The sequence below is a fragment of the Actinomadura opuntiae genome (assembly GCF_030283205.1).
GTDB lineage: Bacteria > Actinomycetota > Actinomycetes > Streptosporangiales > Streptosporangiaceae > Spirillospora.
Genome location: NZ_JASNWF010000050.1, coordinates 1 through 13,423, shown reverse-complemented (window position 1 = coordinate 13,423; position 13,423 = coordinate 1). Strand labels below are relative to the sequence as shown.

At 74.6% G+C, this 13,423-nt stretch carries 3 protein-coding genes; all 3 read left to right on the top strand.

The genetic code is table 11. The features are described from left to right. A partial coding sequence (locus QP089_RS48455; protein ID WP_285921395.1) for a phosphopantetheine-binding protein occupies positions 1–790 on the top strand: 790 nt, incomplete at its 5' end. After that, a complete protein-coding gene (locus QP089_RS48450) occupies positions 790–9,024 on the top strand; it encodes a non-ribosomal peptide synthetase (protein ID WP_285921394.1) in 8,235 nt (2,744 codons plus the stop codon). The genes QP089_RS48455 and QP089_RS48450, both read left to right, overlap by 1 nt. Beyond that, positions 9,021–13,423, top strand: a 4,403-nt coding sequence (locus QP089_RS48445) for a condensation domain-containing protein (RefSeq protein ID WP_285921393.1), incomplete at its 3' end; no start/stop codon positions are given. The genes QP089_RS48450 and QP089_RS48445, both read left to right, overlap by 4 nt.

Here is a 13,423-nt window from a genome sequence, read left to right as displayed (position 1 = left end):
TGAGGGTTTGGGGCCGGTGCCGGTGGGTGTGGCGGGTGAGTTGTATGTGGCGGGTGTTCAGTTGGCGCGGGGTTATGTGGGTCGGGTGGGTTTGACGGCGGAGCGGTTTGTGGCGTGTCCGTTCGGGGTGGGGGAGCGGATGTATCGGACGGGTGATGTGGCGCGGTGGGGTGCGGGTGGGGTGTTGGAGTTTTTGGGTCGGGTGGATGAGCAGGTGAAGGTTCGGGGTTTCCGGATCGAGCCGGGCGAGGTCCGCGCGGCGGTGATGGCCCATCCGCAGGTCATGGACGCCGCAGTAGTCGCCCGCGACGGGAGCCTGCTGGCCTACGTGGTTCCTGACGGCGAGATCTCGGCCGCCTCGGTGCGGGAGTTGGCGGCGCGTCGGCTGCCGGAGTACATGGTGCCGTCGGTGGTGGTGCCGCTGGAGGCGCTGCCGCTCACCGCCAACGGCAAACTCGACGCCAAGGCGCTCCCCGCCCCGGACTACGGCGCGGAGGCGGGCGCGGGCAGGGCCCCCGCCGGTCGCGAGGAGGAGTTGCTGTGTGAGGCGTTCGCGCAGGTGCTGGGGTTGGAGAAGGTCGGTGTGGACGACGACTTCTTCGCTCTGGGCGGGCATTCGCTGCTCGCCGTGCGGCTGGTGAGCAGAGTCCGCAGCGTGCTGGGTGTCGAGATCGACATCACGGCACTGTTCGACGCGCCCACCCCGGCCGGACTCGCCGCACGGCTCGGTGAGGCACCGCAGGCGCGACCGGCCTTGCGGCCCATGCGCGCCGCCGGGAAGGAGTCCTGATGGTCCCCCTGTCGTTCGCCCAGCGGCGCCTGTGGTTCATCGCCCAACTCGAAGGACCGAGCCCGACCTACAACATCCCGGTCGTGCTGAACCTGTCGGGAGAGGTGGACGAGGACGCCCTGGACGCCGCGTTCCGGGACGTCATCGGGCGCCACGAAAGCCTGCGCACCGTGATCGCCGCCGTGGACGGAGAACCCCACCAGCACGTCCTCGAGCCCGAGGACCTCGACTGGAAGCTCTCGGTCGTCGACGTCGACCCACCGGACGTGGACGCCGCGGTCCAGGCAGCGGAGTCCCACGCGTTCGACCTGGCGGCCGAGATCCCGATCCGCGCCTGGCTGTTCGGCGGGAGCACGCTCGTCGTGGTCCTGCACCACATCGCGGCCGACGGCTGGTCCATGGGCCCGCTGCGGCGCGACCTGACGCACGCCTACGAGGCGCGCTGCGCGGGGCGGGCTCCCGAGTGGGAGCCGCTGCCCGTCCAGTACGCCGACTATGCGTTGTGGCAGCGCGACCTGCTCGGTGACGAGAACGATTCCGCCAGCCTGCTCTCCCGCCAGGTCGCGTACTGGCGTGACGCGCTGGAAGGCGCGCCCGCCGAACTCGCCCTCCCGTTCGACCGGCCCCGCCCCGCCGTCGCCTCTTACCAGGGCCACCGCGCGCCGCTGGAGATCCCCGCCGCGCTGCACGCGCGGACGGTGGACCTCGCCCGGTCCGAGAACGTCACCACGTTCATGGTGCTGCAGGCAGCCCTCGCGGTGCTGTTCTCGCAGCTGGGCGCGGGAACGGACATCGTGATCGGGACGGATGTGGCCGGGCGCACGGACGAGGCGCTGGACGATCTGGTCGGCCTCTTCGTCAACACCCTGGTGATGCGGACGGACCTGGCGGGCGATCCGGACTTCGTCGAGGTGGTCCGCCGCGTCCGGGCGGGGAGCCTCGCGGCGTTCGCCCATCAGGACGTGCCGTTCGAGAAGCTCGTCGAGGAGCTGGCCCCGCCCCGGTCCCTGTCCAGGCACCCGCTGTTCCAGGCGATGCTGACGCTGCAGAACGCCGGGCGCGGCGGTACGGCGCAGGCCCGTCCGGGCGCGGCGGTCGCGAAGTTCGACCTGGACGTCGCGCTGGCCGAGACGTTCGACGCGGACGGGCGCCCGGCGGGACTGCGCGGCGGCGTCATCGTCGCGACGGACCTGTTCGAGCCGGCCACCGCGGGCTGGTTCGCCGGCCTGCTGGTGCGGCTGCTGGACGCGCTCACCGCCGACCCGCGGATGCGGCTGGGCGGGGCGGACCTGCTCGACGGCGCGGACCGTGACCGTGTGCGCGCGAGGACGAGGCTCCGGCCGGTTCACCGGCGCCTCGTCGCCTACGTCGTCCCGGGACCGGGGGAGGACCTGGATCCGGCCGAGCTGCGCGCCTTCGCGCGCGAGCACCTGCCGGAGGCGATGGTCCCGGCGGCCGTGATCGAGCTGCCCGAACTTCCGCTGAGCGCCAACGGCAAGGTCGACACCACCCGGCTGCCCGCCCCGGAGTTCACCGCGCGGTCCCGGCGGGCCCCGGCGACCCCGCGCGAGGAGATCGTGTGCGAGGTGTTCGGCGACGTCCTCGGCGTGGCGGACGTCGGCGCGGAGGACGACTTCTTCGCGCTCGGCGGGCATTCGCTGCTCGCGGTGCGGCTGGTGGAGCGGCTGCGGGCGCGGGGCGTTCAGGTGTCGGTGCGCGCGCTCTTCGAGACGCCGACCCCGGCCGGGCTCGCCGCGTCCACCGGCGCCGGGCAGGTGGAGGTGCCCGGGAACCTGATCCCCGACGGCGCCACCGAACTCACGCCCGACATGCTTCCGCTGGTGACGCTGGGCGCCGGCGAGATCGAGCGGATCACGGCGTCGGTGAGCGGCGGCGCGGCGAACGTCGCGGACGTGTATCCGCTGGCGCCGCTCCAGGAGGGCCTGCTCTTCCACCATCTGCTGGCCGACGGCGGCGAGGACGCCTACGTCCTCCCGGCCGTGTTCGAGTTCGACTCGCGGGCCCGGCTCGACGCGTTCACCGGCGCGCTGCGGTGCGTCCTGGAGCGGCACGCGGTGTTCCGCACGTCGATCGTGTGGGAGGGGCTGCGGGAGCCGGTCCAGGTCGTCTGGCGCCGGGTCGGGCTGCCGGTCACCGAGGTCGCCCTCGGCCCGGCGCCGGACGATCCGGTCCGCGCGCTGATCGACACGGTCGGGCTGCGGATGGAGCTGACGCGGGCGCCCCTCATCGACCTGCACGTCACGGCCGTCTCCGAGGACGGGCGCTGGCTGGCGCTGGTGCGCGTCCACCACATGGTGCAGGACCACACCGCGCTGGAGGTCCTGCTGGAGGAGGTCCAGGCGTTCCTGACCGGTCGCGGTGGCGACCTGGCCCCGCCGCTGCCGTTCCGGACGTTCGTGGCGCAGGCGCGCGGCGGCATCGACAGGGCGGAGCACGAGCGGCACTTCGCCGCGCTGCTGGGCGACGTGACGGAGCCGACCGCCCCGTACGGCCTGCTGGACGCGCAAGGCGACGGCGCGGACTCCGCCCGCGATGTCGTCCGGTTCCCGTCCGGGCCGGAGCGGACGCTGCGGAGGGTCGCGCGGCGGCTCGGTTCGAGCCCGGCGACGCTGCTGCACGTCGCGTGGGCACGCGTGCTGGCCGTGCTGAGCGGCCGCGACGACGTGGTGTTCGGCACCGTGCTGTTCGGCCGCATGAACGCGGGCGAGGGCGGTGACCGAGTGCCCGGCCCGTTCCTCAACACGCTGCCCGTGCGGGTGCGGACCGGAGAGCTGCGTGCGCTGGAGGCCGTGTCGGCGATGCGCGGCCAGCTCGCCGGGCTTCTGGAGCACGAGCACGCACCGCTCGCGCTGGCCCAGCAGGCGAGCGGTGTCCCGGGCGGCACCCCGCTGTTCACCTCGTTCCTCAACTACCGCTACAACACCCGCCGGGACGCCGGGCCCGCGGCGGGCGGGCGTCCGGCCGCGGAGGGCATACGGCTGCTGTACGCGCGGGAACGCACCAACTACCCGCTCGGCGTGGCCGTCGACGACGACGGCGAGGGGCTGGCCGCGTCGGTGGACGCGATCGCCCCCATCGACCCCGGTGCGGTCGGAGCGCTGCTGCGGACCGCCGCCGCGAACCTGGTGACCGCGCTGGAGCGGACCCTGGACGGCGGTCCCGACCTGCCGTTGAGCGAGATCCCCGTCCTCGACGCGGCCGCGGAACGCCGCGTGCTGGCCGAATGGAACGACACGGCCGTCGAGGCGCCGGCCGCCACGCTCCCCGAGCTGTTCGACGCGAGCGTGGCGCGGGACCCGGCCGCGGTCGCGATCGCCGCCGACGGCGCGGACCTGACCTACGGCGAACTGGACGCCCGGGCGAACAGGCTGGCGCGGCTCCTGATCGCCCGCGGCGTCCGGCCGGAGTCGCCGGTCGCGGTGCTGATGGACCGCGGCCCCGGCCTGGTCGTCGCGCTGCTCGGCGTCCTGAAGTCCGGCGGCGCCTACCTGCCGGTCGACCCCGGATATCCCGCGGACCGGATCGCCTTCATGATGGCCGACGCGGACCCGGCCTGCGTGGTCACCTCGTCGGCGTGCGCCGGCTCGGTGCCCGCCGGGGCCGGGCCGACGATCGTCCTCGACGCGGCGGCGGTACGCGCGGAACTGGCGGAGCTGGAAGCCGGACCCGTCCGCGCGGCCGAGCGCGGCGGCCGCCTGCTGCCGGAGCATCCCGCGTACGTGATCCACACGTCGGGCTCGACGGGCCGTCCCAAGGGCGTCGTCGTCGGGCACGGCGCGCTGGTGAACCACCTGCGGGCCGCGGCGGAGCGGGTGCGGCCGACGCGCCGCGACCGGATGGTGGCGGTGACGACGCTGTCGTTCGACATCGCGGCCCTGGAGCTGTTCCTGCCGCTCGTCAACGGCGCGTCGGTGGTCCTCGCCGACCGGGAGACGGTGCGGGATCCGGGTGCGCTGCTCGCCCTCGTCCGCGACGGCGGCGCGACCATGATGCAGGCCGTCCCGTCGCTGTGGCGGGCGCTGCTGGAGGTGGGCCCCTGGCCGCGGGAGGTCCGGATGCTGGTCGGCGGCGAGGCGCTGCCCGAGGCGCTCGCCGCCCGCATCCGGCGGCTCGGCGCGGACGCCGTGAACCTGTACGGGCCGACCGAGGCGACCGTCTGGGCGACATCGGCCCCGGTGGGCGAGGGGCCGGTCCTGGTCGGCACCCCGTTCGCGAACACCCGCGCCTACGTCCTGGACGCGGCGCTGCGGCCCGTGCCGCCCGGCGTGGCGGGCGAGCTCTACCTGGCGGGCGTCCAGCTCGCCCGCGGCTACCTGCGCCGTCCGGGGCTGACCGCGGAACGGTTCGTGGCCTGCCCGTTCGAGCCGGGCGCGCGCATGTACCGGACCGGTGACCTGGCGCGATGGCGCTTCGAGGGCGCCCTTGAATGCCTCGGCCGCACCGACGACCAGGTGAAGATACGCGGTTTCCGGATCGAGCCGGGAGAGGTCCAGGCGGTGCTCGAACGCCATGACGCCGTCACGGGCGCCGCGGTGACCGTCCAGCGGGACCCGTCGGGTGACGCGCGGCTCGTCGGGTACGTGGCGGCCGCGGCCGACCTCGACCCGCTGGAGGTGCGGGCGCACGCGGCGGCGAGCCTGCCCGGCCACATGGTGCCGTCCGCCGTCGTGGTCCTGGACTCCCTGCCGTTGACGGCGAACGGGAAGCTGGACCGCAGGGCGCTGCCCGCGCCGGACTTCGCGGGCCTGGCGGGGGAGGGTCGGGCACCGGCCACCCCGCGCGAGGAGATCGTGTGCGAGGTGTTCGGCGACGTCCTCGGTGTCGAGGGGATCGGGGCGGAGGACGACTTCTTCGCGCTGGGCGGGCATTCGCTGCTCGCGGTGCGGCTGGTGGAGCGACTGCGGTCGCGGGGCGTGCTCGTGTCGGTGCGCGCGCTCTTCGAGACCCCGACCCCGGCGGGGCTGGCGGCGTCGGCGGGCACCGCCCGCGCGCCGGTGCCGCCGAACCTGATTCCGGCGGGCGCGGTGGAGATCACTCCGGCGATGCTGCCCCTGGTCGAGCTGGACCAGGACGAGGTGGACCGGGTGGTGGCGTCGATACCGGGCGGCGCGGCGAACGTGGCGGACGTGTACCCGCTCGCGCCGTTGCAGGAGGGCCTGCTGTTCCACCATCTGCTGGCCGACGGCGGCGAGGACGCCTACATCCTGCCGACCGTTCTGGAATTCGACTCACGGGGCCGGCTGGACGGTTTCGTGGACGCGTTGCGGCAGGTCGTGGACCGTCACGACGTCCTCCGCACGTCGATCGTGTGGGACGGCCTCCGGGAACCCGTGCAGGTGGTGTGGCGGAGCGCCGAACTGCCGGTGGACGAGGTGCGTCTCGACCCGGAGGTCGCCGACCCGGCGGCCGCGCTCGTGGCGTCGGCCGGTACGACGATGGACCTCGGCCGGGCGCCGCTGATCGACGTGCGGATCGCCGAGCGCGCGGGAACCGGCCGTTGGCCGGCCCTGATCCGGATCCACCACATCGTCCAGGACCACACGGCGCTGGAGGTCCTGCTCGACGAGGTCCAGGCGTTCCGGGCCGGACGCGGCGCCGGCCTGCCGGAGCCGCCGCCGTTCCGGGACTTCGTCGCGCAGGCGCGGGCACGGGCCGCCGAGGGGGACGACGAGCGGTACTTCGCCGAGTTGCTGGGCGACGTGACGGAGCCGACCGCGCCGTTCGGGCTCACCGACGTGCGCGGCGACGGGTCGGACGCGGTGCACCGCGTCGTGCCGTTCTCGGCGGAGTGGAACGGGCGGTTGCGTGCGGTGGCGCGCCGCTTGGGCGCGAGTCCGGCCACGGTGCTCCATGTCGCCTGGGCGCGCGCGCTGGCGGTGATGGCCGGACGCGACGACGTGGTGTTCGGCACGGTCCTGTTCGGCCGGCTGGACGCCGGGGCCGGATCGGAGCGCGTGCCGGGCCCATTCATCAACACGCTGCCGGTCCGGGTGCGGACCGGCGACGTGGGCGTCGTCGAGGCGGTCACGGCGATGCGCGGTCAGCTGGCGGCCCTGCTGGAGCACGAGCACGCCGCGTTGGCGTCCGCCCAGCGGGCCGCCGGGATCGTCGGCGACGCGCCGCTGTTCACCTCGTTCCTCAACTACCGGCACAACCCGGCGCCGCGCTCCGCCCCGGACGGGCAGACCGAGGGCATCCGCATGCTGTTCTCCAGGCAGCGCACCAACTACCCGCTCCAGGTCGCCGTCGACGACACGGGCGAGGGCATCGACATCGCGGTGGACGCGATCGCGGGGATCGACGCGGCCGCGGTGGCCGTCCTGGTGCGGACCGCCGCGGAGAACCTGCTGGCCGCGCTGGAGGTCGCGCTGGACGGCGGCGTCGAAGCGCGGCTGGACGCGGTCGGCGTCCTGGACGATGCGGGCCTGCGGCAGGTCGTCGTGGAGTGGAACGACACGGCCGCGGAGGTGCCGCAGGCGACGGTGCCGGAGCTCTTCGAGGTGCAGGCGGCGCGGACGCCGGACGCCGTGGCGGTGGTCTTCGAGGGCACCGAGACCACCTACGCGGACCTGGACGCGCGGGCGAACCGGATGGCGCGGTGGCTGACCGAGCGCGGCGCGGGCCCGGAATCGGTGGTCGGGGTGCGCCTGGAGCGGGGCGCCGACCTGGTCGTGGCGCTGCTCGGGATCCTCAAGGCCGGGGCGGCGTACCTGCCGATCGACCCGGAGTCGCCCGCCGCGCGGGCCGAGGCGATGCTGGCCGACGCCGGCGCCCGCCAGGTGGTGACCGCCGCGGCGGTGCGGGAGGCGGCGCTGCTGGACGCGGGCCCGGTGGCCCGGCCGGCGCCGCGACCGGACCATCCCGCATATGTGATCTTCACGTCGGGGTCGACCGGGCGGCCGAAGGGGGTCCTCGTCCCCCACGCGGGGATCGTGAACCGGCTCGCCTGGATGCAGGCCCGGTTCGGGCTGACCGCGGCGGACCGGGTGCTGCAGAAGACCCCCTACGGGTTCGACGTGTCGGTCTGGGAGTTCTTCTGGCCCCTGCTCCAGGGCGCGGGCCTGGTGGTGGCCCGGCCGGGCGGGCACCGCGACCCGGCGTACCTGGCGGACCTGATCCGCGCGGAGCGGGTGACGACGGTCCACTTCGTCCCGTCGATGCTGGAGGCGTTCCTGGCGCATCCCGGCGCGGCCGGATGCACGGGACTGCGGCGGGTGATCTGCTCGGGGGAGGCGCTGCCGGCCGGGACGGCGGACCGGTCGCTGGAGGTGCTGCCGGGAGCGGCGCTGCACAACCTGTACGGGCCGACCGAGGCCTCGGTGGACGTGACGGCATGGGAATGCCGCGCCGGGCAGGACGGGCCGGTGCCGATCGGCGCCCCGGTCGCCAACACCCGCGCGTTCGTGCTGGACGCGGCCCTGCGGCCGGTGCCGGTCGGCGTCGCGGGCGAGCTGTACCTGGCCGGGGTGCAGCTGGCGCGGGGGTACGCGGGCCGGCCGGGGCTGACCGCCGAGCGGTTCGTCGCCGCGCCGTTCGCGGCGGGGGAACGGATGTACCGCACCGGAGACCTCGCGCGGTGGCGGGCCGACGGGTGCCTGGAGTATCTCGGCCGGACCGACGACCAGCTCAAGATCCGGGGTTTCCGGGTCGAGCCGGGCGAGGTGCAGGCGGCCGTGGCGGCGCACGAGGGCGTGGCGCGGGCGGTGGTGGTCGCCCGGGACGACCGGCTGGTCGCCTACGTGGTGCCCGCGGGCACCGGCGGCGGCGACGGGCTGGCCGAGTCGGTCCGTGCGCTGGCCGCCGAACGGCTGCCGGAGTACATGGTGCCCGCCGCCCTCGTGGTCCTGGACGACCTGCCGGTCACGGCCAACGGCAAGCTCGACCGCGCGGCACTGCCCGCCCCCGGCCCCGCGGTCTCCGCGGGCGGCGGGCGCGGGCCGTCCAACGAACGCGAGGCGGCCCTCTGCGGGCTGTTCGCCCGGCTGCTCCGGCTGGAGACGGTCGGGATCGACGATGACTTCTTCGTGCTGGGCGGCCATTCGCTGTTGGCCGTCCGGCTCATCAACCAGGTCCGCGCCGAGTTCGGTGTCGAGCTGCCCCTGCGGGAGCTCCTCCGAGCGCCGACGGTCGCGGGTGTGGCCGAGCAGTTGCACCAGCAGAGGCCGGCGAGGCCGGCGCTGCGGCCGATGCGTACGCAGGAGGGCCCCCGATGATTCCGTTGTCGTTCGCGCAGCGCCGGTTGTGGTTCATCGGCCAGCTCGAAGGGCCCGGCGCGGCCTACAACATCCCCCTGGTGCGCCGCCTGCCCGCGAACGTGGACGCCAAGGCCCTGAACGCCGCGTTCCTCGACGTCCTGGAGCGGCACGAGGTCCTGCGCACGGTCTTCGGGACCGTTGACGGCGAGCCCTTCCAGCGCGTCGTGGACATGGGAGAGCTGGACTGGGAGCTGGCCCGGGTCGACGTCGCGGCGGGCGAGATGGAGGGCGCCGTCGCGGACGCGGCGCGGTACACCTTCGATCTGGCAAGGGAGGCGCCGATCCGGGCCTGGCTGTTCGCCGCCGGTCCGGACGAGCGGGTGCTGCTGATCGTCGTCCACCACATCGCGGGCGACGGGTGGTCGCTTCGCCCGCTGGAGCGCGATGTGACGTTCGCGTACGCCGCGCGCAGCGAGAACCGCGCCCCGGCGTGGGAGCCGCTGCCGGTGCAGTACGCCGATTACGCGCTGTGGCAGCGGGAGCTGCTCGGCGATCCCGGCGACCCGTCCAGCGTGATGGCGCGCCAGCTGGACCATTGGCGGCGGGCGCTGTCGGGCGCGCCGGAGGAACTGGCGCTTCCCTTCGACCGTCCGCGCCCTGCGACGGCCTCGTACCGGGCCCACAGCCTTCCCGTGACGGTTCCGGCGCATGTGCACGCGCGGCTGGTGGACCTGGCGCGGGCCGAGGGCGCGACGACGTTCATGGTGGTGCAGGCGGCGCTGGCCGTACTGCTCTCGCGGCTGGGGGCGGGCACCGACATCCCGATCGGGACGGACGTGGCGGGCCGCACGGACGCGGCCCTGGACGACCTGGTCGGATTCTTCGTCAACACCCTGGTGATGCGCACCGACCTCTCCGGCGACCCCACCTTCCGCGCGCTGCTGGCACGGGTCAGGGGAACGGGCTGGGCGGCGCTGGAGCACCAGGACCTCCCGTTCGACAAGCTCGTCGAGGAGCTGTCGCCGAGCCGCTCGATGTCCCGGAACCCGCTGTTCCAGGTGATGCTCACCCTGCACAACACCGAGGACCGCGCCGCGGCCGGGCCGGAGACCGCGTCCGCGCCGCACGTCCCCCAGAGCGCGAAGTTCGACGTCGAGGTGGACGTCGAGGAGACCTGGGACGCCGGGGGCGCCCCCGCGGGGATGACCGGCTCCGTGACGGTCGCCGCGGACCTGTTCGACGAGGCGTCCGCCGCACGGATCGCGCGGTACTGGGAACGGACGCTCGACGCGGTGCTGGACGATCCGGACGCGCCCGTCAGCGCGGCCCGGGTCCTCGACGACGCGGAACTGCACCGGATCCTGGTGGAGTGGAACGGCACCGCCGCCGATCTCCCCTCCGGCACGCTGCCGGAGCTGTTCGATGCCCAGGCGGCCCGTACGCCCGAGGCCGTGGCGGTGGCGGACGGGATCACCGAGTACTCCTACGCGGAACTGGCCGCCCGGGCGGACCGGATCGCCTCGACGCTGACGAGCAGAGGCGTGCGCCCCGAGGCGAAGGTCGCCGTGCGCATGCGGAGCGACGCGGACCATGTCGCGGCGCTGCTCGGCATCCTCAAGGCCGGAGGCGCCTACGTTCCCGCGGATCGGGCCGCGGATGCGGACTGCGTACTCGACGGCGCGGACCGCGTACTCGACGGCGCGGACCCGACCGGTCGCGCCGCCGCCCCGGTGCAGGCACCGCGTCCGGAGAACGCCGCGTTCGCCGACGGAGAGGTCGTCACCCATACCTCGGTCGCGAACCGCCTGATGTGGATGCGGGACGCGTTCGGCCTCGGCGCGGGCGACCGGGTGCTCGACGCCTCGCCGCGCGGATGGCTCTGGCCGCTCGTCCACGGCGCGACCCTGGTCCTGCCGGACGCGGCGGCGCGGGCCTCCACCGCGGTTGTGGCGTCTCCGGCGCTCGCGGACTTCCTGCGCGAACCGCCGGCGGGAGCCGCTCTGCGCCGGGTCGTGCTCGTGGGGGAACCGCTGCCGTCCGGGACGCGGCGGCGGTTCCGCGAGGTCCTCGCGGGCGTCGACCTCCAAGGGCCCGCCCCGGTCGCCAACACGCGGGCGTACGTGCTGGACGGCTTCCTCGAGCCGGTGCCGGTGGGAGTGCCCGGGGACCTGTACGTCGCGGGCGCCGAGGCGGGGCGTGTGCACCTGGCCGGCAGGGCGGCGACCGCGGAACGGTTCGTCGCGTGCCCGTTCGAGCCCGGGACGACGATGCGCCGCACCGGCAGGATCGTCCGCTGGGGCGCGGAAGGCGTGCTGGAACACGTGGAGCGTCCGGGACACGGCGGCGGGCGCCCGGCACCCCGCCGGCGTCTCGTCGCCTACGTGGTCCCCGAGCCCGGCGCCGTCGTCGACCCGGGCGAGCTGCGGGCGTTCGCGCGGGAGCACCTGCCGGAATCGATGGTTCCCGCGGCGCTGGTGGAACTGGCCGAACTGCCGCTGACGCCCAACGGCAAGGTGGACACCCGGGCCCTCCCCGTCCCGGACGCCCTCACCGCGGCGCCCGGCGCGGGCCGTGCCCCCGCGGGCCCGCGCGAGGAACTCCTGTGCGGCGTGTTCGCCGAGGTCCTCGGCGTGGACGAGGTCGGCATGGACGACGACTTCTTCGCGCTCGGCGGGCACTCGCTGCTGGCCATCCGGCTCGTCGAGCGCCTGCGGAGCCGGGGTCTGGCGGTGTCGGTGCGCGCGCTGTTCCAGGCGCCGACCCCGGCGGGGCTGCTCGCCGCAGCCGGGGACGACGCGCGGGTCGCCGTCCCCGAGAACCGCATCCCGGCGGACGCGACCGAGATCACACCGGAGATGCTGCCGCTGGTGGACCTCGACGACGCCGAGGTCGAGCGCATCGTGGCGTCCGTGGAGGGCGGCGCGGCCAACGTCGCCGACGTGTATCCGCTCGCGCCGCTGCAGGGCGGGCTGCTGTTCCATCACCTGCTCGCCGAGGGCGGCGAGGACGCCTACGTACTGCCCGCCGTGTTCGAGTTCGAGTCCCGGGCTCTGCTCGACGCGTTCGCCGCGGCACTCGACCGGGTGATCGCACGGCACGACGTCTTCCGCACGTCCATCGTGTGGGAGGGGCTCCGGGAGCCCGTCCAGGTGGTGTGGCGGCGCGCGGCCCTGCCGGTACGGCAGGTGCCGCCGGCCGAGGACGCCGAAGACCCGGTGGCGGCGCTGGTCGGATCCGCCGGGCTGGCCATGGACCTGACCGAGGCGCCGCTGATCAGGATGCACGCCACGCCCCTTCCCGGCGGCGACCGCTGGCTGGGCCTGGTCCGGATACACCACATGGTCCAGGACCACATGGCGCTCGAAGTGCTGCTGGAGGAGGTGCGTGCGTTCCTGTCCGGGCGGGGTGACGAGCTGCCCGCACCGTCGCCGTTCCGGAACTTCGTGGCGCAGGCCCGAAGCGGCGCCGACGACGCCGGGCATGAGCGGTACTTCGCCGAGCTGCTGGGCGACGTGACCGAGCCGACCGCGCCGTTCGGCCTGGTGGACGTCCGCGGCGACGGCGCCCGGTCGGCCCGCGAGGTGCTCGCGTTCCCCGCCGAACTGGACGCGCGGGTGCGGGCGGCGGCGCGTCGGCTGGGTGTGTCGGCGGCGACGGTGATGCACGTGGTGTGGGCGCGGGTGCTGGCGGCGGTCAGCGGGCGTGACGACGTGGTGTTCGGGACCGTCCTGTTCGGCCGCATGGACGCCGGCGAGGGCGCCGAGTGGATCCCCGGCCCCTTCCTGAACACGCTGCCCGTCCGGGTGCGCGTGGACGGTACCGATGTGCGGTCGTCGGTGCTGGCGATGCGGGACCAGCTCGCGGAGTTGCTGGAGCACGAGCACGCGCCGCTGTCGCTCGCGCAGCAGGCCGCGGGCGTCCCCGGGGACACCCCCGTCTTCACCTGCTTCTTCAACTACCGGCACAACACCCGCCGCGATCCCGACCAGCCCGCCGGCGAGCCGCGGGCCACCGAAGGCATCCGGCTGGCCTACGTCCGCGAACGCACCAACTACCCCCTGGCCGTCTCGGTGGACGACAACGGCGACTCCCTGGAACTCGCCATCGACGCGGTGGCTCCCGTGGCTCCCCGTGCGGTGGGCGAGTTGGTGCGGACGGCGGCCGAGGGCGTGGTGGCGGCGTTGGAAGGTGGTGACGCGGTTCCGTTGCGGGCGGTGGACGTCCTTGGTGGGGAGGAACTGCGTCGGATTCTGGTGGAGTGGAGCGGGTCGGGGGTGGTGGGGGCCTCGGCCGCGACGGTGCACGGGTTGTTCGAGGCGCAGGTGGTGCGGTCTCCGGAGGCGGTTGCGGTGGTGTGTGGTGGGGTTGAGGTGTGTTATGCGGAGTTGGATCGGCGGGCGAATCGGTTGGCGCGGTG